At 54.3% G+C, this 23,624-nt stretch carries 22 protein-coding genes; all 22 read right to left on the reverse strand.

The window, feature by feature from the left end:
- Positions 1-1,029, reverse strand: coding sequence for an AraC family transcriptional regulator (locus AC14IB_RS04555; protein ID WP_484230763.1), 1,029 nt, complete (start codon positions 1,027-1,029; stop codon positions 1-3).
- Positions 1,030-1,073: 44 nt separating this feature from the next.
- Positions 1,074-1,994, reverse strand: a complete 921-nt coding sequence (locus AC14IB_RS04560) for a PhzF family phenazine biosynthesis protein (RefSeq protein ID WP_484230764.1) — start codon at positions 1,992-1,994, stop codon at positions 1,074-1,076.
- Between the two features lie 67 nt (positions 1,995-2,061).
- Positions 2,062-2,838, reverse strand: coding sequence for a hypothetical protein (locus AC14IB_RS04565; protein WP_484230765.1), 777 nt, complete (start codon positions 2,836-2,838; stop codon positions 2,062-2,064).
- Positions 2,839-2,949: 111 nt separating this feature from the next.
- Complete coding sequence (locus AC14IB_RS04570; protein ID WP_068859772.1) at positions 2,950-3,156, reverse strand: cold-shock protein; 207 nt, start codon at positions 3,154-3,156, stop codon at positions 2,950-2,952.
- Between the two features lie 245 nt (positions 3,157-3,401).
- Complete coding sequence (tilS, locus tag AC14IB_RS04575; RefSeq protein ID WP_484230766.1) at positions 3,402-4,763, reverse strand: tRNA lysidine(34) synthetase TilS; 1,362 nt, start codon at positions 4,761-4,763, stop codon at positions 3,402-3,404.
- Positions 4,760-5,722, reverse strand: coding sequence for an acetyl-CoA carboxylase carboxyltransferase subunit alpha (locus tag AC14IB_RS04580; RefSeq protein WP_068859778.1), 963 nt, complete (start codon positions 5,720-5,722; stop codon positions 4,760-4,762). Before AC14IB_RS04580 ends, tilS begins: the two co-directional genes overlap by 4 nt.
- A 79-nt stretch (positions 5,723-5,801) precedes the next feature.
- Positions 5,802-9,266: a DNA polymerase III subunit alpha gene (dnaE, locus tag AC14IB_RS04585; protein WP_484230799.1), complete on the reverse strand. Its 3,465-nt coding sequence runs from the start codon at positions 9,264-9,266 to the stop codon at positions 5,802-5,804.
- On the reverse strand, positions 9,260-9,892 hold the full coding sequence (gene rnhB / locus AC14IB_RS04590) for a ribonuclease HII (RefSeq protein WP_484230767.1): 633 nt from the start codon (positions 9,890-9,892) through the stop codon (positions 9,260-9,262). The genes dnaE and rnhB overlap by 7 nt, the downstream gene beginning before the upstream one ends.
- Entirely contained in the window at positions 9,889-11,073 is a 1,185-nt protein-coding gene (lpxB, locus tag AC14IB_RS04595; RefSeq protein ID WP_484230768.1) for a lipid-A-disaccharide synthase, read from the reverse strand. The genes rnhB and lpxB overlap by 4 nt, the downstream gene beginning before the upstream one ends.
- An 8-nt stretch (positions 11,074-11,081) precedes the next feature.
- Positions 11,082-11,858, reverse strand: coding sequence for an acyl-ACP--UDP-N-acetylglucosamine O-acyltransferase (lpxA, locus tag AC14IB_RS04600; RefSeq protein WP_484230769.1), 777 nt, complete (start codon positions 11,856-11,858; stop codon positions 11,082-11,084).
- Complete coding sequence (gene fabZ / locus AC14IB_RS04605) at positions 11,855-12,292, reverse strand: 3-hydroxyacyl-ACP dehydratase FabZ (protein WP_484230770.1); 438 nt, start codon at positions 12,290-12,292, stop codon at positions 11,855-11,857. Before fabZ ends, lpxA begins: the two co-directional genes overlap by 4 nt.
- A gap of 1 nt (position 12,293) precedes the next feature.
- Positions 12,294-13,316, reverse strand: a complete 1,023-nt coding sequence (gene lpxD / locus AC14IB_RS04610; RefSeq protein ID WP_484230771.1) for a UDP-3-O-(3-hydroxymyristoyl)glucosamine N-acyltransferase — start codon at positions 13,314-13,316, stop codon at positions 12,294-12,296.
- A 24-nt stretch (positions 13,317-13,340) separates the two neighbouring features.
- Positions 13,341-13,862 carry an OmpH/Skp family outer membrane protein gene (locus AC14IB_RS04615; RefSeq protein ID WP_484230772.1) on the reverse strand — a complete coding sequence of 174 codons (522 nt, stop codon included), beginning with the start codon at positions 13,860-13,862 and terminating at the stop codon, positions 13,341-13,343.
- Positions 13,863-13,866: 4 nt separating this feature from the next.
- Positions 13,867-16,212, reverse strand: a complete 2,346-nt coding sequence (gene bamA, locus AC14IB_RS04620) for an outer membrane protein assembly factor BamA (protein ID WP_484230773.1) — start codon at positions 16,210-16,212, stop codon at positions 13,867-13,869.
- An 18-nt stretch (positions 16,213-16,230) separates the two neighbouring features.
- Entirely contained in the window at positions 16,231-17,592 is a 1,362-nt protein-coding gene (gene rseP, locus AC14IB_RS04625) for an RIP metalloprotease RseP (RefSeq protein ID WP_484230774.1), read from the reverse strand.
- Between the two features lies 1 nt (position 17,593).
- Positions 17,594-18,793 carry a 1-deoxy-D-xylulose-5-phosphate reductoisomerase gene (ispC, locus tag AC14IB_RS04630; protein ID WP_484230775.1) on the reverse strand — a complete coding sequence of 400 codons (1,200 nt, stop codon included), beginning with the start codon at positions 18,791-18,793 and terminating at the stop codon, positions 17,594-17,596.
- A gap of 6 nt (positions 18,794-18,799) precedes the next feature.
- On the reverse strand, positions 18,800-19,627 hold the full coding sequence (locus AC14IB_RS04635; protein ID WP_484230776.1) for a phosphatidate cytidylyltransferase: 828 nt from the start codon (positions 19,625-19,627) through the stop codon (positions 18,800-18,802).
- Complete coding sequence (gene uppS, locus AC14IB_RS04640; RefSeq protein WP_484230777.1) at positions 19,620-20,396, reverse strand: polyprenyl diphosphate synthase; 777 nt, start codon at positions 20,394-20,396, stop codon at positions 19,620-19,622. Before uppS ends, AC14IB_RS04635 begins: the two co-directional genes overlap by 8 nt.
- 6 nt (positions 20,397-20,402) lie before the next feature.
- Positions 20,403-20,957, reverse strand: a complete 555-nt coding sequence (gene frr, locus AC14IB_RS04645; protein ID WP_068859804.1) for a ribosome recycling factor — start codon at positions 20,955-20,957, stop codon at positions 20,403-20,405.
- 36 nt (positions 20,958-20,993) lie between these two features.
- Positions 20,994-21,716, reverse strand: a complete 723-nt coding sequence (pyrH, locus tag AC14IB_RS04650; RefSeq protein ID WP_484230778.1) for a UMP kinase — start codon at positions 21,714-21,716, stop codon at positions 20,994-20,996.
- Positions 21,717-21,817: 101 nt separating this feature from the next.
- Complete coding sequence (gene tsf, locus AC14IB_RS04655; RefSeq protein WP_484230779.1) at positions 21,818-22,696, reverse strand: translation elongation factor Ts; 879 nt, start codon at positions 22,694-22,696, stop codon at positions 21,818-21,820.
- 182 nt (positions 22,697-22,878) lie between these two features.
- A complete protein-coding gene (gene rpsB / locus AC14IB_RS04660; protein WP_068859810.1) occupies positions 22,879-23,622 on the reverse strand; it encodes a 30S ribosomal protein S2 in 744 nt (247 codons plus the stop codon).
- Positions 23,623-23,624: the final 2 nt, after the last annotated feature.

Below are 23,624 nucleotides of genomic sequence, written 5' to 3' on the forward strand. Positions count from 1 at the left end.
TCAATGCGCCGGGTTGGTTAGGTGACGAGCGCGAAAGGCCACCGGCGTTTCGCCGTCACTCCAACGCTTAAAGGCGCGATAAAATGTGCTGGGCTCAGAGAAGCCCGCCTGTAGCGCGATATCCGTAATGCTGGCTTGGTTTTCTTTCAGCTTCGTCATCACAAAGCTTCTTCGGCAGGCTTCGCGCTCTTTCAGAAAATGCGTATTCATTTTTTCCAAGCGATACTTCAACTCCGCTGGCGTCAAACTCAAACGCTGGCTCACTTGCTCTAGGGTGATATCCCCTAAAGGCAGCATTTCAAAGATGACATTACGAGTGAGTTGCAAAATATCTTCTTCCTCAATTTTTTTTATTATTGAGCGGGCATACGACTGATGCATTTTTACTAAAATTTCGTCAGGGGTTGCCATAGGAATCGTTAGCATACTGGGGTGAAAATATAAACGATTCTCCTTGCAGTTAAAAATTGCATCGCAACCATAAATATCTTTTCGATTACCCATTTGCAAGGGCGGCTGACAGGCAAGTTTTATTTTGCTAGGACAAAATAAACCATTTGTTATTTCAGTGTAAAATGAGATTAGCCCCAAAAATAAACACTCAAATAAATGGCGTATAGTCTGAATATCGTCATATGGCGATCTTACTTGAATAAAAAAACCTTCTTCATCTTCACCTAATGACCACTCCATTGCATCTGAAGCAAGGCGTGAAAGCTCAATATTACCTAGCAAAGAAGCACCGAAATTTGGATAGCTAAAATGCAGTGTGCTAAAAAAATCACCGTAACTTGAAGGAAGATGCTGGCCTAAAACAAATCCAATATCAGGGCATTTTGTATATTCCTCTACTGCAGGCCAAAATATACGATGAAACTCATGGTTAAATCCATAATCTAAATTATTGAAATCGTCTGGAGAGAAACCAAACTGACGACATAAAAAATCGGGATCAAATCCTGCACGGCGTGCAGCCTCGTAGATCTTAGCTGCATATAAACCTCTATCCTTTCTAATTAATTCAGACATGCATAACCAAACCAATTCAATAATTTTTTATTTTAATAGTTAAACTAGATAAGTCTTTCAAAAGGAAAAAATAACTCCCCCTGCCCCATTTTGATCACATTGCCCCCTAAGCGACAACGCAAGGCCCGCCCCGGGCGCTTATCAAACTCGGCATGCAAAATACTTTTGCGCGTGCTCGGACTGCCACGATCGATAGAAAACGTATGCGTCCCGTCTGTGACATCGGCCTGAGCAGCCAAGTAGGCAACGAACTCGGGCATGACACTGCCGATCGGTGGGACGGCATCGCGAGCCTGCTCAAAACTGAGTAAGCGTCCATGGAATTGGGTTTTGCCGGTAATGCTGCCTGGGGCATAGAGAAACAACTGCGGCGTGTAGACATGACCGGCTAAGTCAGCCCAACGCTCCGCATTTAAACTCGCCGCTAAGACATGCTCAGGGCGTGTAAACGGAATGATCAACACCGGATGATCCACGCTGACAATTAACGGCTTGTATTTACTGAATGAGATATGGCGCTCTTCCGTGTTTAGCATCGCTGCCAACTGAGTCAGTGTGGGCACATAGTGATCCACACTAGGATTCAACGTTCGCGAAAACTGAATCGCGCCCGGGCCACCTTCTGAGTGATCTATGAAGCTACTAATTTCCTGCGTTTGCTGACTAAATTTTAGGGTACTGAATCGCCCCTCGGGTGTACCCATGCCTTTTTCATAGGCAATAAAAGAGGCCGCTAAAATTGTGTGCGCACCAAAAAGGCACGGCCCTTTACTATTAAACACACTGGCTGGGTTCTCTGTTGCAGCGGCATCAATGAAAACGGTTTCTGTCTGCTGAAACTCGCCCGCTAACGCCTGCTTATGCGCATCGCTAAGTGCTGCTCCCTCCGACCAAACCACAGGCACTTGCACGCCTTGAAAGGGCGCGTCAGCAAAGACATCTAAGAGTGAATACGTGAGGGCCATGATGACTTTCCTATGATGAGTTGAAACACGGCATACCTTGCAATGTATCAACCCAATAGGACACTGACTACAGCGGCTCCAGTCCTTTCAGACCAACCACCTTCATCGGATATTGCTGGCCACGATACAAGGGACAAAGATGCTCTGTGGCCTGGGGGTCAAAGTTGTCATCCGGTGAGGCGATGGTCACTATGCCAAAAAATCCTTTGCTGTTAGGTACTTTCTCCGCCATGAATTTCACTTTTTCTGCCCAACCAGCAGGCATGGGTGCATCACGGTGGGGAAAGCGTAAACCCCGAATCACAATCCAATTGGGGTGGCCATCTGCACTACGAAACCAAATAGCTGGTGCACCCTGAGGATCTACCTCGGAGGCTAAAATAGGCAGGTCATACTTCTCTAAATGCATCATCATGGCTTGAGTGGCACAGCGCTGAAGCTCCCAGTCAGAAATAACAACCAGTTCCTCCGTTACCAAGCGCTCAGGCTCAATCGGCGTATCAAAGTCCAGCGCAAACAAGCTATAGCCCTGACCCAAGGGTTTGAACTGCCCATCTTCGGAACGCGTCATTAAAAGCAGACAAGCAATCCCATTCGCCTCTGCAGCCAACTCTTCCAATGCCTCTAAAGAGCCTGGGCTTTCAATATCTTCTTCCGCCGAGGCCACCAACATGAAGAACAACCGATTACCGAGTCGAAACGACAAATGATCTCGGAAAGGGAAATTGAAGTCGGTGCGCAGCCAATCTAAGGTGTCGCCACCCACATGCTGGAGATGTTGGCGTGCCGCACGAAATAACTCAATAAACTCTCGGCTGACTTCTGGGACTTTTAGTTCTTGCATATCCGCTCATTGAAATTTTAGACAAAAAAAATCGGCAATGACTGTTTAGGTCATCCACCGATATTTTCCAACGCGTTGAGGATGAACTCAACACGCTACATTACGGGCTGGTTAGAGCGCCACAACGTTGTTTGCGCAAGGACCTTTTTGGCCTTGGCCGACGTCAAACGAAACCGCTTGACCTTCGTTCAGTGTGGCATAGCCACCACCGTTCTTGATTTCGGAATGGTGTACGAACAAGTCTTTGCTGCCGTCTTCAGGCGTAATGAAACCAAAACCTTTGTCCGCATTGAACCACTTCACTGTACCTTTGCTCATGTTCTACTCTTTAATAATTGGCTGTTTGCAACACAACCATTATAGACACTACGGGCAAATTAGCTCGTTAAATAATAAAACGGCTGGAAGCCGCCTGCAGCCTGAGTCTCAGCCCATCAACCAAGAGAAAAACAGCGTTTTGCAGAATTTAATTGAAGTCAAAATAGCGACTTATTCGGGATTTTGGTCGTGCGGAATGCCACTGACCAGCCTAGGCTAGATTTGTTGCCTTGAGGTAAGTTTGGTTACGCGACGAGTGCGTGAGATGGCCACACTTGACCGTTAGGCAGGACCACACAAACCAGTGCTTCATCGGCCCAAATACAGGCGATCGCTTGTCGCTGCCATGGCGGGATAGCCTGCTCTTGGCACCAGTGCTTAAGCAGGACATGGTGCAAGCGACCTGCTGGACGCCAGCGCTCGCCTCCTAGCCTCGGCGCAATGCGCCATTGACTCTGCCAAAGCGGGTGATGCTCCGCGAGACTAACGGGCAACCAACGTCGCCCTGCCCAGCTCAGTTCCTGCTGAGGATTAAGCCACCGGATGCCTTCGGGTAATTTGATCAAATCCGCATCACGAATCAGGTAAATTTGTCCCTGATAGCGTCGCAATGACTGCGTAGCCCAGTGCAATATCGGATTGGCATCGTGGCGTGCAAGTAGTAGCTCGGCATGGACACGGGGCCAATAGGCCACAGGCAAAGGCCTCACCCCATGCAAGCACAACCAGCGACTCAGCACGGCCTGAAGACTGGCCGGATCTAGTGCTAATAAGGCTTCAACAGCTAACGTGTCTTGTGATGGCTGCGTCGCTAACCAAATGTCCGCAAGTGAATTTAAGGCCTGTGCTTGCTGCGCCACCTGTGCCGCACTGCGCGCCAACAGTGCCGCAGCTTCTGGCCAGCGCGATGTTAATAGGGGCAAAACCTGGCTGCGCAACAGTGTGCGATCGAAACGTGCATCCTGATTAGCCGGATCTTGCACAGGCTGCAAAGCGGTCAGTGGCAGATGAGGCGCATGGCTATGGCAACACGCGACCGCACGAGGCAACCAGCGTGCGATGGTCTGACGCGGTAAAGCCAACCATGGACGCCAGCGAGCAATCTCAACGCCCGCGCCTGACGACCAGGCGCTTACCGCTGACATGCCCGATAAACCCTGCAAGCCCGCACCGCGCATCAGACGTAATAAAAGGGTTTCTGCTTGGTCATCCTGATGATGCGCCAGCAGCAGCGCCTCATGGGGTTCCATCGCCCGAGCCAAGGCGTCATAGCGGGCTTGACGCGCAGCAGCCTCAACACTGGCCTGTTGAGTAACTCGCACGCGAAGGATTTGACAGCACACGTTGACGGCAGCGACTTGCTGAACCGCTTGTTCAGCCCAGCGGTCAGCATCAGTGTGCAAACCATGATGAACATGTAGCGCGCGCAGGTCATAGCCGAGCTGAGGGGCAATCTGGGCCGCAGCCAGTAACAAGGCTAAGGAGTCCGGGCCGCCACTCAGCGCTACAACTAGGCTGTTAACGGTGGGCGAATCTTTTCGACGCGCTTGCAAGAAACCTTGCAAGGCATCGAGGGGATGTTGGACTTGGTCGTTGCTCGCGCTCAAGCGATGGGTTGCGTGTTGCCGTAGCTCATCAGCCGCTCATAGCGTCGATTGAGCAAACTGTCGTGATCCAGCGTACGCAGCTTTTTCAGCTGACGCAGCAAGGCTTTGCGCAGGTTGTCGGCCATCACATCCATGTCGCGATGAGCACCGCCCAGGGGCTCCTCCACCAGCTCATCGACAAAGCCCAGTGTGCGTAGACGCGTGGCGGTGAGATTCATGGCCTCGGCAGCTTCGGGAGCTTTCGCCGCAGTTTTCCAAAGAATAGAGGCGCAGCCCTCGGGTGAGATCACGGAATAGGTGCTGTATTGCAGCATCATCAGGCTGTCACAGACGCCAATAGCAAGCGCACCGCCGGAGCCACCCTCACCGATGACCGTGGAAATAATCGGCGTTTTCAGGCGCGACATCACCGCCAAATTACGCGCAATGGCCTCGCTTTGGCCACGCTCTTCCGCGTCAATGCCGGGGTAGGCACCGGGCGTGTCAATGAAAGTGAAAATCGGCATGCGGAAGCGCTCGGCCATTTCCATCAAACGCAGGGCTTTGCGATAACCCTCGGGGCGAGGCATACCGAAGTTGCGCTTCACTTTCTCGCGCACTTCGCGACCCTTTTGATGGCCAATGACCATGACCGGCTCGCCGAGAAAACGCGCCGTGCCACAGACCAGCGCGGCATCATCAGCAAAGGCACGGTCACCGTGAAGTTCGTCGAAATCGGTAAAAATACGCTGAATATAGTCCAGCGTGTAGGGGCGTTTGGGATGGCGCGAGAGTTGCGAGACCTGCCAGGCGCTGAGGTTGGCAAAAATATCTTCCGTTAACTTCAGGCTCTTGGTGCGCAAGCGCGCCACTTCATCCTCAATATTGAGGCTGGTACCAACGCCAACGACGCGCAGGCCTTCAATTTTGGCTTCCAGCTCGGCAATCGGTTGTTCGAAGTCGAGGTAATTCGGATTCATGGTTGAGTCCTAGGGGTAATGGCTCGAGTGTAGCGGCATGTCGGTCTGCAATAAACCCTCATAAACGCAAGTTGCAGGCTCAATACAGCACCTGCACGCCGGTGCCATCCAGACGCTGGCGCAGGCCGCGCAGCAAGGCATCCGACAAATTCACGCGCCAGCCGCCGCCACCTTGCAGCAACGCTTGAGCGGCAGGATGTTGCACGCGGAAGCGCAGACTGGCGCCGGATTGATCGGGCGCGGCGCGATGCGCCTGCAGCCATTCGGTGAGTTCATGCACTCCACGCAGACCAAGGCTGACCGGCAGCGTCAACTCCAGACCCTTGCAATACTGATTGCGCGCCTGTGCCAGCGGCAGAATCTGCTTGGCCACGACCTTGAGCGCGCCAGCATACTCATCCATGGACACCTCGCCCTCGACGACCAGCACGCCCTCGTATTGCAGCAGATGCCGCACCTGCTCCAGCATCTCGCCGAAGACGGTGACTTCGACGCGGCCGGTACGGTCATCGAGCGTGAGGAAGGCACGGCTGCCGCGCTGACCCTTGACGATACGATGCGCCAGCAGCAGGCCGGCGATGGTGGTGTTCTGCCCGCGCCGGGTCGGCTGCAGATCGGCCAGACGCACTTGCACGAAGCGGCCCAGCTCGCTCTCGTACTGATCAATCGGATGCCCGGTGAGGTACAAGCCCAAGGTTTCCTTTTCGGCCTGCAGGCGCTCATCGTCGGTCCACGCCAGCGCATCCGACCATTCACCGGCCGGGCCGGCCTCGTGGACATCGCCAAAGAGATCGACCATGCCGATGTCGGCGTTGCGCGCCTGCTGCTCGGCGGCAGCCACGGCGGCTTCAATGCTGGCCATGAGAATGGCGCGATGCTCGCCCTGCTCATCGAGCGCACCGGCGCGGATCAACGCTTCCAGCGCACGCTTGTTGAGGCGCTTGAGATCAACGCGCCGGCAGAAGTCGAAGAGATCGCTGAACGGCCCGCTCTTGGCGCGCGACGCCAGCACAGACTCGATCGGCCCCTCGCCCACCCCTTTGATCGCGCCCAGTCCGTACACGACCTGACCCTGATCATTGGCCTGAAAACGGAAGTTCGAGTAGTTCACCGCCGGCGGCAAAATCTTCAGACCCATGTCGCGACACTCTTCAATGAAAGTGACGATCTTGTCGGTGTTGGCCATTTCCGACGACAGCACGGCAGCCATAAATTCGGCGGGATAATTCACCTTCAGCCAGGCGGTCTGGTACGACACCAGCGCATAGGCGGCCGAGTGCGACTTGTTGAAGCCGTAGCCAGCGAATTTTTCCATGAGGTCGAAGATGCCGCCAGCCTGATTCGTGTCGACACCGCGGGCGCCTGAGCCCTCCATGAATTTGACGCGCTCCTTGGCCATCTCCTCGGGCTTCTTCTTGCCCATGGCACGACGCAGCATGTCGGCGCCGCCCAGCGAATAGCCGGCCAGCACCTGCGCAATCTGCATCACCTGTTCCTGATACAAAATGACGCCGTAGGTGTTCGCCAGCACTGGCTCCAGCTCGGGATGCGGATAAGCCACATCAGCGCGGCCATGCTTGCGGTTGATGAAGTCGTCGACCATGCCGGATTCGAGCGGGCCCGGACGATACAGCGCCACCAGTGCCACCACATCTTCAAAGCGTGACGGCTTGAGCTTTTTAATCAGCTCCTTCATGCCGCGCGATTCGAGCTGGAACACAGCCGTAGTCTTGCCCTCAGACATGAGCTGGTAAGGGCGCGGGTCATCGAGCGGAATGCGTTCGATGTCGATGGGCGCTTCGCCACGGCGGGCGCGCTTGGCGTTGATGTCTTTCAGCGCCCAGTCGATGATGGTCAGCGTGCGCAGACCAAGGAAGTCGAACTTGACCAAGCCGACCGCCTCAACATCGTCTTTGTCGAGCTGGCTGACCCATTTGCCCTCGTCGTCGGTATAGACCGCCGTGAAGTCGGTGAGCTTGCCCGGCGCAATCAGCACGCCCCCGGCATGTTTGCCGACACCACGGGTGATGCCTTCGAGCTTGAGCGCCATCTCCCAGATTTCCAGCGCATCTTCGTGATCACTGAGGCCCGGCGTGCTCAGCAGCTCCTCCAACATCGGCTCCTGCGCCCGCGCCTCTAGCAGCGAAATACCGGGCGTAAACGGAATCATCTTGGAGATGCGGTCGGCCAGACCATAAGCCTTGCCGAGCACACGCGCGACATCACGCACCACAGCCTTGGCTGCCATGGTGCCGAAGGTGATGATCTGTGACACCGCCTGCCGGCCGTACTGATTGGCCACGTACTCGATGACGCGGTCGCGGCCTTCCATGCAGAAGTCGATGTCGAAATCGGGCATCGACACACGCTCAGGGTTCAGGAAGCGTTCGAACAGCAGGTCGTACTTGATCGGATCGAGATCGGTAATCAGCAGGGAATACGCCACCAACGAACCGGCACCCGAACCACGGCCCGGGCCCACCGGCACACCGTTCTGCTTGGCCCAGCGGATAAAGTCCATGACGATGAGGAAGTAGCCGGCAAAGCCCATCTGATTGATGATTTGCAGCTCAAAATCCAAACGCGCGCGGTATTCGGCCTCGATGGTCGACATGTCCGGGCGCTTGGGGTCAAACAGCTTGCCCAGCCGGAAAGTCAGGCCCTCATGCGATAACTGGGCAAAGTACTCGGCCATGGTCATGCCCGGCGGTACCGGGAAATCGGGCAGATAGCTCTTGCCCAGCGTCAGCCCGAGGCTGCAACGCCGGGCAATTTCCACCGTGTTCTCGATGGCCTCGGGCAGGTCGGCAAAGAGCTCGATCATCTCCGCAGGCGACTTAAGATACTGTTGATCGCTGTACTCGCGCGGCCGGCGCGGATCGCCGAGCACATAGCTCTGGGCGATGCAGACACGGACCTCGTGCGCCTCGTACTCTTCCTGTGCGATGAAGCGCACATCGTTGGTCGCCACCACCGGACACTGGCAGCGCTCGGCCAGCGCCACAGCCGCATGTAGGTGGTCTTCATCACCCTCTCGGCTGGTACGAATCAGTTCTAAATAGACTCGGGATGGGCACAATGCCAGCCAACTGCGTAACAGGCGATCGGCTTGGGATGCATCGCTGCCCAGCAAGGCCAGCCCCACATCGCTGCCCCGGCCGAGCAGAAAAATCAGGCCGTCATGTTGGGCATTAATCCAGCGCCGCTGCACGATAGGTCTACCCTGCTCTTGGCCCTCGACAAACGCGCGCGAAATCAGCGCGATGAGGTTTTTGTAGCCCACCTCATTCATCACCAACGCGGTCACCAGCGAGAGATTTTCACCGTCCCGGACCACCATGTCGGCACCAAAAATCGGTTTAATGCCTTTGCTCTGAGCGGCTTTATAGAACTTCACCAGACCATAGAAATTACTTCGATCCGTCATCGCCATCGCGGGCATGCCAGCAGCAGCACAGGCCTTTACGGCATCATCAATACGCACGATAGAGTCGAGCAAAGAAAACTCGGAATGAACGCGCAGATGCACAAAGGCCGTCATGATTTACTCGGTAGCGAAAGCAGCGCCCTGACAGGCGCAAAGGAGCGACGATGTTCGGGCAATGGCCCTAGGCGTTGCAAGGCCTCGAGATGCGCTGGCGTCGGATAGCCCTTGTGTTTGGCGAATCCATAACCAGGATGTTGAAGCTCTAATGCCTGCATTTCAGCATCACGCGCCACTTTCGCCAAAATACTGGCCGCACTGATGGCGGGCACTGTGGCATCACCCTTAACCACCGCTTGTGCTGGCATGGGTAAAGAGGGGCAGCGATTGCCGTCAATCAGCACTGAGGTTGGCGTAATCGGCAACGCAGCCACCGCCCGCTGCATGGCCAGCATGGTCGCCTGCAAAATATTGATTTGGTCAATTTCCGCCGGCTCGGCGCGACCTAAGGCCCAGGCCAGCGCCCGCTCACGGATTTGCTCGGCCAGATGCTCACGCTGTGTAGCGCTGAGCTTCTTAGAATCGTTCAAGCCTGAAATAGGACGTGCTGGGTCCAAGATCACTGCGGCGGTCACGACGGCTCCAACGAGTGGCCCACGCCCTACCTCATCGACGCCGGCCAATAACAGGGCATTCGGGTCTGGGGCGAAAAAATCGCTTTGCCATTGGCTCGCGTCACGACTCATGGCGCCGGGCGACTCGACAGTAAGCGCGCAATAGCCGCCGCCCCCGTGGCGCTCGCATCCTGCCGCAAGGCAAGGTGCAGTGCGTCATAGGCAGCTAAGGTTGTTCGCACCTTATCCGGCGAGTTAAGCCACTCGGCAGTCTCGCGGGCCAAGTTTTCTGGGGTGGCTTGGTTTTGCAGCAATTCAGGCACCAATCGACGGCCAGCCAGCAGATTAGGCAAACTCACGAAGGGAATTTTCACCAGCCATCTCGCGATGAGCCAGGTCAGCCAATGCAAGCGATAGGCGACGACCATGGGCTTTTTCAGAAGCAGGGCTTCCAGCGTGGCGGTACCCGACGCCAGCACAATCACATCCGCCGCCGACATCACCACGCGCCCCACATCGTTCCCAATCTGCTGATCAAAAATCGTTATGGGTAATGCGTCATGAGCATCAACGGCGGCACGAATTTGTTCGCTGCGCTCCGCATTAATGGCCGGAATCAGGAACTCAAGGGTCGGAAACTGCGTGTGTAAGATTTTCGCCGTCGCCAATAGCAACGGCAGTAGGCTAGCCACTTCCCCACGACGACTGCCCGGCAACAACGCCACGGTTGCAGCACGCTCGGACGCTTTCGATGTCAGCCCGAGACGGACTTGAGCGGCCATCGCATCTGGTACGAGTGGCAAGGTATCCGCCAGTGGGTGCCCAACAAAGACCGCCGGAACGCCGTGTGTGTCGTAGAAGGCTTTTTCAAATGGCAGCAAGCACAGCATTAGATCGACACTGGCCCGTATGCCCTTGACGCGTCCCTGACGCCAAGCCCAAACGGATGGACTGACATAATGGATGGTGGGGATACCCGCGGGTTTGAGTGCTGCGGCGATGCGCAAATTGAAATCGGGGGCATCGATACCAATAAAGGCATCAATTTTTTCTGCTTGCAGGCGCTCGATCAGCTGGTCGCGAACCGCAAAAAGCTCGCGTAAACGCCCTAACACCTCAACCAAACCCATGACAGACAACCGCTCCATGGGCACTAGGGTTTCAGCACCTTCGGCCAGCATCTGTGGCCCAGCTATGCCAATAAATCGGGCATTCGGAAAGTGAACCTTAAGGGCTCGAATGAGCCCTGCACCAAGGAGGTCGCCTGAGGCTTCACCTGCGACGATGCCAAAGACCGGTGTCGCCGACGACATGGTTACGTTTATCGGATGATGCCGCGCGTAGAAGCGCGCAGCGAGTCGATAAACAGTTGAACCTCAGGCGCTTTGGACGCCAACTCCGCTAAAGGCGCATAAGCGTCATCTAGATTTAAGCCATCCCGGTACACCGCTTTGTAGGCCCGGCGCAGTGCGTTAATGGTCTCGGAGGACCAGCCTTTGCGCTTCATGCCCTCGAAGTTCATGCCGCGTGGAATCGCGGGATTGCCACTGGCCATGACATACGCCGGAACATCTTTAAACAACGTCGTGCCACCACCCAGCATGGCGTAAGAGCCAATTCGGCAGAATTGATGAATGCCTGAATTGCCCCCAACGATCACGCCATCACCAATCACAACATGGCCTGCAATACCGGCATTGTTGGCAATAATGTTGTCATCACCGATCACGACATCATGGGCAATGTGGCTATTCACCATGAGCAAATTACGTGAGCCAATTTTGGTCAGGCTCTTGTCTTGAATGGTGCCACGATGCAGCGAGCACGCTTCGCGAATGACGTTGTCGTCGCCGATTTCAAGTCGCGTGGGCTCACCCCGATACTTTTTGTCCTGGCAATCTGCACCCACCGAGGCAAATTGATAGATACGGTTGCGCTCGCCAATATGTGTCGGACCAGAGATCACCACATGAGGACCAATCCAGGTGTCGGCACCAATTACCACATCGGCACCAATGACAGAATAAGGGCCAATTTCAACACCCTCTGCGATGTCAGCACGAGGGTCAATAATCGCAGTCGCGTGGATAAGGCTCATATCACTTGTTCCGCAATTAGCAGGTCGGCACTGGCGGCTAGTTCGCCATCAACCAGGGCACGACACGAAAATTTATAAATATGGCGGCGATTTCCCGTCATGGTGGCTTCCAACACTAAACGATCACCAGGGATGACCTGACGCTTAAATCGCACATTGTCGGCGCCAGCAAAAACATAAAGATGGCCTGATTCAGGACTTTTGTTATAGGTATAAAAGCCTAAGACTCCGGCAATCTGCGCCATGGCTTCAATCATTAACACACCAGGCATGATGGGCTTGCCAGGAAAGTGCCCCTGGAAAAAGTGCTCGTTAATGGTGACGTTCTTGAAACCCACAATATGCTTGCCGGCTTCCACTTCAGTGACACGGTCAACCAGCAAAAAGGGGTAACGCTGCGGCAGATAATGCATTACCTGCTCAATAGTCATCATGTTAAGACTTCTCCAAGACGCGAACTCGCTGCGCTAACTCATCTAAGCGACGCAGGCGCACCGCCATTTTCTTCCAGTTATCAGTGCTGTCAAAAGCCGTTCCGGACGAATAGGAACCAGGCTCACTAATGGACTTTGTGATCATGGACATACCGGTGATTTGCACGCCATCGCAAATTTCAATGTGCCCGACAATGCCAACACCACCCGCTAAAATACAGTGCTTGCCAATACGGGTACTGCCCGAAATACCACAGTTCGCTGCAATGGCGGTATGGGCGCCAATGACCACGTTATGGGCAATCTGGACCTGATTATCAATAATCACACCGTTGTGGATTTCTGTGTCTTCCAAGGCACCACGGTCTATCGTGGTATTGGCTCCAATATCCACGTCATCACCAATCACGACACGACCTATTTGGGCAATTTTCCGCCACACCCCGCGTTCGTTAGCGAAGCCAAAGCCATCACCACCGATAACGCTACCCGCGTGAATATTGACACGGTCCCCGAGCACACAATCGTGATAAATCACGACATGGCTACGGATTCGACAATTTGCACCGATGTGGACGCGAGCATGAATCACCGCACCCGCCTCAATAACTGTGTCCTCGCCGATCACCGCGCCTTCACCAATAACGGCTAACGGCCCGATGCATGCGCTCGCTGGTACTTCAGCACTCTCAGCAACCACTGCGCTGGCATGGATGCCCTGAGGTAACGTCGGGGTTCGATCAAATCGATGAGATAAGGTCGCAAAAGCCACATAGGGATTGGGCAGAAACAACGCTGGCCCCGCAAAGTCGCCTTTATCTTGCGCTCGCATGAGCACAGCACCCGCCTGGGTCGTAGCCAACAAAGGACGATAGCGAGGGTTTGCCAAGAAGCTTAGCTGATGCGACTGGGCATTTTGCAAGGTCCCCATGCCCGTAATGAGATGCGCTGGGCTCCCTTGCAGCTCAGCCCCAAGCTCATGCGCTAGCTCGCCAAGCGTGATGCTCATGTGAGGAGTAGTCATTGCAGCGAGCTCCGCCTAGCCTACTTATTTGGCCGCGTTCAGACGATCAACAACCCGCTTAGTTAGATCAAGATCAGGATCCACATAGATCACGCCACGACGATCTAAGATGACATCAAAATTGCCCGATTTGCGCATCTCGTCCAGCACGCTTTGCATACTAGGCAAAAGTTTATTTAAGAGGTCCTGCTGAGCATCCTGCGTGCGCTTTTGCACTTGTGTCACCAGCGAATTGAATTCGTTGGCTTTTTGATCCGCTTGCTCACGCAAGGCTTTCTTATCGCGTTCACTCATGGCGGCAGCTTCTTTCACAAACTTCTCTTCCATGGCTTTGATGTCTTTACGCAACTGCTCCAGCTTGTCGCGTTGTGGCTTCATGTCCGTCGCCAATTTTTCCTGAGCGGCTTGCGCTGCATTGGTCGCCAAAATAGCCGCCTCACGGTCTAAAACCGCAATGCGTGTTGGGGCATTGGCAGCCGCCGCCCAAGACATTGCAGACACAGACACTAGGGCAACAGCGCAAAAGACATTACGAACGGTTTTCATCAGATCAGAATCCTTGTCCAAGAGAGAACTGGAAGGCTTGAGTATCATCGCCATCCTGAGTATTTAAGGGTTTTGCCACCGCAAATGTTAATGGCCCAATGGGCGTGATCCAAGACAGGCCTACACCCACGGAGTAACGTAAATTACCCAAGGAAGGCTTGTAGTCTGTGGTGGAGGTTGCCTTCGCATTGGTATCGAAAATATTACCCACATCGAAGAACGCCAAGGTGCGAATTTTGCTCTTGTCCTCGATAAACGGCACGGGGAAGATTAACTCCACACCACCCTCGACTTGAACATTACCGCCAATCGACTCCGACTCCGGCAGCAGGATCGCTGGGTTAGAGAGTGACAGACGCTGACTGCGCGGGCCCATCGAGTTGTCACGGAAGCCACGGACCGAGCCGAAGCCGCCACCAAAAAAGTTACGGTAGAACGGTAAGCTGCTACCACTGATGGCGTCGCCATAACCCAAACGCGCGTAACCACGTCCAACCCAGTCGCTGCGAACGGGGAAGTAGCGCTGAGCGTTATAGGTCAGCTTATAAAAACTCACATCACTGCCAGGCAGGCCTAACTCCATCGCTACCGATTGTGATGCACCAGCCGTAGGGAAAGTGCCACGGTTAAGGGTATTTCGCGCCCAAGAAGCCGTGCCGGTATAGGTCATCAAGTTATTGCCATTTTCATTGGTGAACTTGAAAACGGCCTCAGACGGATTCACACCCAAACTGATTTTCGTTTGGTCAATACCCGCCGAAAAGCTGATGGTTTCTGTTTCATCAATCGGATAGCTAAAGCTGATGTTTGCGCCCAAGGAATCTGTCGAGTAATTACTGATGTTTAAATCATCGAGCTTGGTCTGACGCAGATAGAAGTTGTAGCCACGGCTAATCCCTTCTGGGGTGAAGTAAGGATCCAAGAAAGAGATATTGTAGGCATCACGCACATCCGAGCGGTTTAAACCAATAGAGACGCGGTTACCCGTACCCAAGAAGTTGCTTTGGCTAACATTAGCGCCGAAGACCAGACCCGCATTCTGTGAGTAACCCAAGCTTGCACTGATCGAGCCAGAAGCCTGCTCCGTAACGGCCACATTTAAATCGACTTGGTCCGTGGTGCCGGGCACGCGGGCATTTTCAATTTTCACATCGCTGAAAAAGCCTAGGCGCTGCAAACGAACCTTAGAAAGATCAATTTTCTCTGCCGAGGCTTGTGCCCCTTCGAATTGGCGCATTTCACGACGAAGGACGCTGTCATCTGTTTTTAGATTGCCCGTGAAATTAATTCGGCGTACCGACATGACCCGATTAGCATTGACGTAGAAAACAATTTTCGCAGTTTTCGTTGCGTCATCTAGCTCGGGCACGCCTTGCACATCGGCCAGCAAATAACCATCACGGCCCAAACGACGCGTAATGATTTCGTTGGTGAGCGTCACCACCTTTTGTGAATAAACCTGCCCTGGCTGTGCCAATAAGAGGTTTTTCAATTCCGATTCAGGTACCGGCAAGTCGCCCGCCAAGCGTACATCACCGACTTTAAAGGGCTCGCCTTCGCTCACGTTAATATCAATATAGACTTGATCTTTGTTTGGCGAGAGCGTGACTTGAGTCGAGTCGACGCTGAATCGTAAGTAGCCACGATCGAGGTAGAAAGAGCGCAGGGTTTCGATGTCTGCTGTTAACTTTTCACGCGAATACTTGTCGTCACCATAAATAAACGACAATAAATGCTTGGATTGGAGCTGTAGCTGCTTAAGCAGTATGGGGTCCTTAAACACCGTATTGCCATTGATGCTAATACGCTTAATGCGAGCCGTATCGCCTTCTTTAATGGTAATGCTGATGCCCACTCGGTTACGCGGCAATGGCTTGGCTGTTGCTGTCACTGTTGCGCCGTAACGACCTTGTGCTGCGTACTGGCGCTGCAACTCCAAACGCACCTGATCCAAGGCGGCGCGCTTAAACACTTCGCCCTCACTCAGGCCAATGGTTTTCAAACCTTTCAACAAGTCTTCCTTATTGATGGATTGGTTACCGCTCAGCTCAATCGTCGAAATACTCGGACGCTCAACCACACGCACGATGAGCGCATCGCCGTCCCGCAATGCCTGAACATCCTCAAACTGGCCCGAAGCAAAAAGTGCTCGCACCAAGTCTGCACTACGCTCATCGGTCACCGTTTCGCCGGCGGCAAAAGGTAATAAAGCATAAACGCTGGAGGCAGATAAGCGCCCTAAGCCTTCCAAGCGAATGTCTTTAACGACAAAGCTGTCAGCATGTGCAGAGACGCTGGCAATGGCCAGTGCAAGAGGCAATACAGCCAAAGAAGGCCAGTTACGTGTCATGTGAGCAGTCATCCAAATTCAAAACAAGCGACGAATATCGTTCAATATAGCGAGCAGCATGACACTGCCCATCAGAGCGACGCCAACGCGCAAGCCCATCAACTGCACAGCCTCGGGAAGAGGCCGGCGAAATATGGCTTCAATCGCGTAATACAATAAATGGCCACCATCCAAAACAGGGATGGGGAGTAAGTTCAGTACGCCCAAGCTCACGCTAAGTAAGGCCATGAACCCCACTAGGGACTCCCAACCAATACTCGCACTGTGACCCGCTACTTTCACAATCGTTATGGGGCCACTGAGTGAATCCATACCAATCAAACCGGATAGCATCTTGTACAGGGAAGTGAGCGACAAGGCTATTATTTGACCTGTTTTATCGAGTGCCTGAAGCAGCGCCGCTATCGGGGCGAGAGCCCGGTCGCGTTGATACTCCGGCGGAATATGAATCGGTGCGTCAATCACGCCAACGCCCAAGCGACCGACGGGTTGACCAGAGAACTCGTGCGTCAGGTCGGGAGTCACGGTGAGCACCAGGGGTGAGCCATTGCGAACCAATTCCCAGGTCATGGCGTGATCGGGATGCTGCTGAATCTGCTCGACGACCTGCTGCCAGTCCGACACGGCAACACCATCAATGCGCTCAATGCGGTCGTTAATCGCCAATCCGGCTTTGTCGGCGGGACTGTCTGATTCGACGGCGCCAATGACCGGCGGCATGGGTGGCATCCACGGCACAAAGCCCAGTGCGCGGAAGGGATCTTGGGTGCTGTCGACTAAATATCTATCCACCGTAATAAAGCGTTGCTGCGCTTGCGTGGCACCTTGCGGCAGGACATTGACCGTCAAGGTGGTGCTGTCGCCAATGTATTCAACTAATGCGTAATTGGCTGATTCCCAATCGGGAACTTTGCGAGTGTTAATGCTTAACAGCTCATCCCCAACGTTTAAGCCAGCCATGGCCGCTGGCGAATCCGGCAGGACTTTGCCAACAATGGGACGCAAACTTTGCCCAGGCTGCAAAAACAGCACCCAATACAGAAGCACGGCAAAGATCAGGTTGATCAACGGGCCGGCGGCAACAATCGCCATGCGCTTGCCCACGGATTGCCGGTTAAATGCTTGAGACTTCAGGCTCTCTGGAACATCCGCTTCGCGTTCATCAAGCATACGAACAAAGCCGCCGAGCGGGATGGCCGCCAGCCGATACTCCGTTCCATCCCGCGCTGTGCGCTGCCACAGGGCAGGCCCAAATCCGATGGAGAAGGTCAGTACTTTCACGCCGCAACGTCTCGCCACCCAAAAATGACCAAACTCATGTATGGCAATGAGTGGCCCCAAGACGACTATTCCGGCAAGCAGGACATAGAGAAACTGCATATCAGCCCTCTCCCGTTTTAGACAAATAATGTGCCACGACGGCATGTGCTCGCTGGCGTGCCTCAGCATCGGCCGCCAGAATAGTAGCCAATTCCTCTGCGGCTGACACCGGAATTTCATTCAGGACTTGCTCAATCACACGAGCAATCCCTAGGAAATCGAGTTTGCCGGCCAAAAAAGCCGCCACAGCCACTTCATTCGCGGCATTTAACACGGCCGGATGCGTACCGCCCGCCGTCATCGCTTCTTTCGCCAGGCGTAAGCACGGGAATCGCTGCAAATCGGGCGCCTCAAACGTCAGCGCGGTTAGCTGTGCAAAATTTAAGGCAGGTACGCCCGATGCAACGCGTTCAGGCCATGCCAGCGCATGAGCAATCGGCGTGCGCATATCGGGCTGACCCATCTGCGCCAGCACCGAGCCATCGGCGTAGCACACCATGGAATGAATCACACTCTGCGGATGCACCACGACGTCGATCTGATCGGGTCGCGCTGCGAACAACCAACACGCCTCAATAAACTCTAATCCCTTGTTCATCAGAGTCGCAGAGTCGACAGAAATTTTCTGACCCATGGACCAGTTTGGGTGCTTTACCGCCTGTGCTGGGGTGACTGACTGCAACTGCTCTAGGCTAAATTCACGAAAGGGACCGCCAGATGCCGTCAGCAGCAACTTGTCGACACCCACAGCAGTCAGCCCCTGTGCATGGTTAGGTGGCAAACATTGGAAAATTGCATTGTGCTCGGAGTCGATAGGCAGCAAGGTCGCACCATGCTCGCGAACGGCGCGCATAAACAAAGCGCCAGACATGACTAGCGCTTCTTTATTGGCCAGCAAGACCCGTCGACCGGCCTTAACCGCTGCTAACGTGGGCAACAGGCCCGCAGCGCCAACAATAGCCGCCATCACGGTGTCCGCTTCCTCAGCGACGCGCGCCAGTGCAGCCTCCCCGACTAAAACCTCAGTGGCGTTAGCACCGCCTTGCAGTTTTTCACGCAGTAATGATGCGCTCGCGTCATCCGCCACCACGGCATAAACCGGATTAAACGTCAGGCACAACTCGCTCAGTTCAATGACGCGACTAAATGCCGTCAGCGCATACACGCGATAACGTTCGGGGTAGCGCGCCACGACATCCAGCGTACTGCGGCCTATAGAGCCGGTTGCGCCCAATACAGTGAGTGTTTGCAAGGCTGTCATCGGAAATTAGAAGCCGCCCGCCAGCCACCAACCCGCGAGGAATACGGGCGCGGCAGCGGTGATGGAGTCGATGCGATCGAGCGCGCCGCCGTGTCCAGGAAAAATCTTACCGGAGTCTTTAATGCCCGCACGACGCTTCACCATAGACTCGAACAAATCCCCGAGTACTGAAGCTAGAACCGTCGTTGCCGAAACCACGGCAAAAAGTAAAAACTGCAGACTCGCTAACTGAAGATTAAACGCCACGACAAGCATAATGATCGACGTTGTCACGAGGCCGCCATAGAGGCCTTCACGGGTTTTAGCAGGACTCACCGAGGGAGCCAATTTGACCTTGCCAAAACGGCGACCGGCGAAATAAGCACCCGTGTCTGCGCCCCAAACCAGCAACAGCACATACATTAACCACCAGGGTGATTGGCCGTGCAGCTGCACGAGGCCAGCCCATGTGGGCACCAGCAAAAGCAAGCCAATCAGCAGCATGAAAAACGGGCGATCCCAGCGTTGAGCATCGCCGGGGTAGCGACGCACCCAAACCAAGGCCACCAACCAAAACAGCGCAGCGCTTGCCATGAGCGGCCCTAAGGCATTGACGCCCGCTGCATCAAAGCTCAGTGCCTGCGGCTTAACCCCATACATGGCTGCTGCCACGAGACCGACAAAGCCCAGGCGAGCGAGCAAAGCCGACACTCGCATCATCGCCGTCCATTCCCAAGCAGCCGCTAAGATAATGGCCGAGGCAAATAGTGGGAACGCTGAGGCAACACCGCCAAAAACGCACCACAACACCACGGGTAAAAGAAGAAGTGCCGTTATGACGCGTTCTTTAAGCATGAAGGGCCTCGATTTGTTCTGATGTTCGGCCAAAGCGGCGTTGCCGCTGCGAAAACTCGTTTAAGGCAGCTTGTAGCTGATCATGACCAAAGTCTGGCCACAACGCATCGCTGAAATAATATTCCGCATACGCGGACTGCCATAAAACAAAATTACTAATACGAAGCTCGCCACCCGTGCGAATCAGTAGATCCACCGGCGGCACATCCGCCAGTTCGATATGTTCTGCAACCCGTGCCGGCGTAATGTCTTTAGGCGCCAATGTTCCCGCGGCAACCTGCTCAGCCAGACAACGCGCTGCCTGTGCCATATCCCACTGACCACCGTAATTGACGGCAATCACCAGCGTCATACGCGTATGCGACTGAGTCAACGCCTCTGCTTTTAACATGCCGGCTTGAAGCTCTGCCGAAAAGGCACTGCGGTCGCCGATAAAGCGCAAACGAATACGCGCCTTGTTCAGTTCCTGAACGCGAACCTCTAGTGCCATGAGAAAGAGTTGCATAAGCGCAGCGACTTCGTCAGGCGGACGACGCCAGTTCTCGCTGGAAAAGGCAAACACCGTGAGCACTTCAATGTGCGCTTTTGCAGCTAGCTCGACCACATTACGCAGCGCCAGCTCACCAGCACGATGACCCTCCGTGCCCGGCAAACCGCGTACTTTTGCCCACCGATTATTGCCATCCATGATGACCGCCACATGGCGTGGCAAGGCATGGGTGCACACCTCCGCATCTGGCGCTGCACTACTCGGCTGGTCTTGATCCATGGCCCATCAAACCTGCATGAGTTCGGCTTCTTTTGCCGCCAGCAGGCGGTCCGCCTCAGCGACAAAGCGGTCGGTAATTTTCTGGATGTCGTCTGTGCCGCGACGCTCGTCGTCCTCGGAAATCTCTTTTTCCTTGGCCAACTCTTTAATATCGCCAATGACATCGCGACGAATATTACGCAGAGCCACGCGTGCGCCTTCGGTTTCGTTTCTCGCCAACTTCTGCATGTCGCGACGAGTTTGTTCGGTCAACGCCGGCAACGGCACGCGAATCACGTCGGTAGTGACCGGATTTAGACCGAGATCCGAGTTACGAATGGCTTTGTCAATAGCGCCCACCATGTTGCGCTCATACGGCTGCACAATCAGTGTTCGCGAGTCATCTACATTGACGTTAGCCACTTGCATGAGCGGAGTGTCTGTACCGTAGTAAGGCACCATCACGTCTTTCAACATGGACGGGTGAGCACGACCTGTACGCACGCGAGAAAACGCTTGCTCCAGGGCATCCAAGGTTTTTTGCATACGGACTTCACAGTCCTTTTTCAGATCATTGATCATGAAAACTCCAAACAACAATTCGGTCGAAAACTAAAATTAACGCGTCACCAACGTGCCTTCAGACTCACCCACCACAAGGTTCAGCAAGGCGCCGGTCTTATTCATATTAAAGACACGCAGTGGCATGTTGTGGTCGCGGCACAGGCACATAGCGGTCAAATCCATAACGGCTAGTTGCTTGGTCAGCACTTCATCGAAGGTAATTAAATCGTACTTGGTGGCGCTGGAGTCTTTCACCGGGTCGGCACTGTAGATGCCATCAACCTTCGTCGCTTTGATGACAATATCGGCATTGATCTCAATGCCCCGCAAGCACGCAGCGGTGTCGGTGGTGAAGAATGGATTGCCGGTGCCAGCCACAAAAATACAGACATCGCCACTTTGTAAATGTCGAATAGCAGCGCGGCGATCGTAATGATCAACCACACCACTCATGGGGATGGCCGACATTAAGCGCGTTTTGATGTTGTTGCGTTCCAGGGCATCACGCAGGGCTAAGCCGTTCATCACGGTCGCCAGCATGCCCATGTGATCACCAGCCACTCGGTCCAAGCCAGCCTGTTGCAGTGCTGCGCCACGGAACAAATTGCCGCCGCCCACTACAATGCCCACTTGCACACCAATACCGACGAGCTGACCAACCTCCAGCGCCATGCGCTTCAGGACTTTAGGGTCAATGCCAACATCGGCATCTCCAGCTAGCGCCTCACCTGACAATTTCAGCAGAATGCGCTTGTGCGCGAGACGTTGATCAGTCATTAGCAGGGCCTCTTTAAGGGTTTTAGATTGTTAGCAAGCTTACAGCAAAAAGGCCTCATTAAGAGGCCTTTTGCAGACAGTCAGTGATGACTAGCGACGACTTACTTACCAGCGGCAGCAGCCTGCGTAGCGGCCACTTCAGCAGCGAAGTCAACTTCTACTTTTTCAATGCCTTCACCAACTTCCAGACGCACGAATTTGGTCACTTTTGCACCGGCCTTAGCCAACACAGCGCCCACTTTCTGTTCTGGGTCGATCACAAAGCCTTGCTCAACCAGGGAGACTTCACCACGGAACTTAGCGAGAGCGCCCTGCACCATTTTTTCAACGATGTTGGCTGGCTTGCCGGATTCAGCCGCCTTAGCTTCAGCAATTTCCTGCTCTTTCGCGAGCACTTCAGCAGGAATTTCGTCTGCATTAACAACCAGAGGGTTTGCTGCTGCTACGTGCATAGCCACTTGCTTACCGAGGTCGACATCGCCGCCTTCGAAAGCAACAACAACACCAATTTTCAGGCCATGAACATAGGTGGCCAGCTGAGCGCCTTCAACCAAAACGGCGCGACGAACTTGGATGTTTTCACCGATCTTCTGCACCAGAGCAATGCGTGCCTCTTCAACGGTGATGCCGTCGTAGTTCAGCTCAGCAATCTTGGCTACATCAGTTTCGCGGGCAGCCAGGGCAATGCCGGCAACCTTGTTGGCGAAAGCGGAGAAGTTGGCATCACGAGCCACGAAGTCAGTCTGGCAGTTCACTTCCAGCGCGATAGCCAAACCAGCATCGCTAGCCAGAATGATGGCGCCATCAGCAGCGATGTTGCCCGCTTTCTTAGCGGCTTTGGCCTGACCCGACTTACGCAGGTTATCAATAGCCAGCTCGATGTCAGCACCGGCTTCAACCAATGCCTTTTTGCATTCCATCATGCCGAGGCCGGTACGCTCACGGAGTTCTTTTACGAGGGCGGCGGTTACGTCTGCCATGATTAAATCCTCTCAGTGTGTTCAATAAAAAAGGCCTCCGCCTGACGGCGTCGACCAAAAAAGGGATGTTTCAGCAGCGCAGAAACATCATCTGAAACAAAAAACCATCTGAAAAAAGGGGCCTAAGCCCCTTTCTTCATCTAACAGCCACTCAAAAGCACGAAATTCAGTGCCTCCGGAAATTACTCAGCGGCTGCAGCGACTTCAACAAAACCGTCAGCTTCGCGACCACCAGTGGTGGCAGCAAATTCACGACCTTCGATGATGGCATCAGCCATCGAACCGACGTAGAGGTGAATTGCGCGGATGGCATCATCGTTACCAGGGATCACATAATCCACACCCGTTGGGTTGGAGTTAGTATCCACCACACCGATTACGGGGATGCCCAGCTTACGCGCTTCGGCGATTGCAGTGGCTTCGTGATCAACGTCGATAACAAACATGGCATCCGGCAAGCCGCCCATGTCTTTGATGCCGCCCAGCGATTTTTCCAGCTTTTCCATTTCGCGAGTGCGTTCCAGCACTTCACGCTTGGTCAGCTTGGCGAATGTGCCGTCAGCGAGCTGAGCTTCCAGATCTTTCAGACGCTTGATCGACTGGCGAATGGTCTTCCAGTTGGTCAGCATGCCGCCGAGCCAGCGGTGGTTAACGTAGGGCTGACCAGCGCGAGCGGCGTGCTCAGCAATGATCGGCGCTGCAGCGCGCTTGGTGCCAACAAAAAGAACCTTGTTCTTTTGGCTGGACAGACGGTTCACGAAATTCAGGGCATCATTGAGCGCTGGAACAGTGTGTTCCAAGTTGATGATATGAATCTTGTTGCGGGCGCCGAAGATGTACGGGGCCATTTTGGGGTTCCAGAAGCGAGTCTGGTGACCGAAGTGAGCGCCGGCTTGCAGCAGCTCACGCATGGTGACTTGTGCCATGA

The sequence above is a fragment of the Perlucidibaca sp. genome, assembly GCF_057084925.1.

What these genes read in the sequence shown, in the direction of transcription:
- AC14IB_RS04555 (WP_484230763.1), bottom strand. Translation starts at nt 1,029, where the DNA reads ATGTCTGAATTAATTAGAAAGGATAGAGGTTTATATGCAGCTAAGATC.
- AC14IB_RS04560 (WP_484230764.1), bottom strand. Translation starts at nt 1,994, where the DNA reads ATGGCCCTCACGTATTCACTCTTAGATGTCTTTGCTGACGCGCCCTTT.
- AC14IB_RS04565 (WP_484230765.1), bottom strand. Translation starts at nt 2,838, where the DNA reads ATGCAAGAACTAAAAGTCCCAGAAGTCAGCCGAGAGTTTATTGAGTTA.
- AC14IB_RS04570 (WP_068859772.1), bottom strand. Translation starts at nt 3,156, where the DNA reads ATGAGCAAAGGTACAGTGAAGTGGTTCAATGCGGACAAAGGTTTTGGT.
- AC14IB_RS04580 (WP_068859778.1), bottom strand. Translation starts at nt 5,722, where the DNA reads ATGAATCCGAATTACCTCGACTTCGAACAACCGATTGCCGAGCTGGAA.
- rnhB (WP_484230767.1), bottom strand. Translation starts at nt 9,892, where the DNA reads ATGAGTCGTGACGCGAGCCAATGGCAAAGCGATTTTTTCGCCCCAGAC.
- lpxB (WP_484230768.1), bottom strand. Translation starts at nt 11,073, where the DNA reads ATGTCGTCGGCGACACCGGTCTTTGGCATCGTCGCAGGTGAAGCCTCA.
- lpxA (WP_484230769.1), bottom strand. Translation starts at nt 11,858, where the DNA reads ATGAGCCTTATCCACGCGACTGCGATTATTGACCCTCGTGCTGACATC.
- fabZ (WP_484230770.1), bottom strand. Translation starts at nt 12,292, where the DNA reads ATGATGACTATTGAGCAGGTAATGCATTATCTGCCGCAGCGTTACCCC.
- lpxD (WP_484230771.1), bottom strand. Translation starts at nt 13,316, where the DNA reads ATGACTACTCCTCACATGAGCATCACGCTTGGCGAGCTAGCGCATGAG.
- AC14IB_RS04615 (WP_484230772.1), bottom strand. Translation starts at nt 13,862, where the DNA reads ATGAAAACCGTTCGTAATGTCTTTTGCGCTGTTGCCCTAGTGTCTGTG.
- bamA (WP_484230773.1), bottom strand. Translation starts at nt 16,212, where the DNA reads ATGACACGTAACTGGCCTTCTTTGGCTGTATTGCCTCTTGCACTGGCC.
- rseP (WP_484230774.1), bottom strand. Translation starts at nt 17,592, where the DNA reads ATGCAGTTTCTCTATGTCCTGCTTGCCGGAATAGTCGTCTTGGGGCCA.
- ispC (WP_484230775.1), bottom strand. Translation starts at nt 18,793, where the DNA reads ATGACAGCCTTGCAAACACTCACTGTATTGGGCGCAACCGGCTCTATA.
- AC14IB_RS04635 (WP_484230776.1), bottom strand. Translation starts at nt 19,627, where the DNA reads ATGCTTAAAGAACGCGTCATAACGGCACTTCTTCTTTTACCCGTGGTG.
- uppS (WP_484230777.1), bottom strand. Translation starts at nt 20,396, where the DNA reads ATGGATCAAGACCAGCCGAGTAGTGCAGCGCCAGATGCGGAGGTGTGC.
- frr (WP_068859804.1), bottom strand. Translation starts at nt 20,957, where the DNA reads ATGATCAATGATCTGAAAAAGGACTGTGAAGTCCGTATGCAAAAAACC.
- pyrH (WP_484230778.1), bottom strand. Translation starts at nt 21,716, where the DNA reads ATGACTGATCAACGTCTCGCGCACAAGCGCATTCTGCTGAAATTGTCA.
- tsf (WP_484230779.1), bottom strand. Translation starts at nt 22,696, where the DNA reads ATGGCAGACGTAACCGCCGCCCTCGTAAAAGAACTCCGTGAGCGTACC.
- rpsB (WP_068859810.1), bottom strand. Translation starts at nt 23,622, where the DNA reads ATGGCACAAGTCACCATGCGTGAGCTGCTGCAAGCCGGCGCTCACTTC.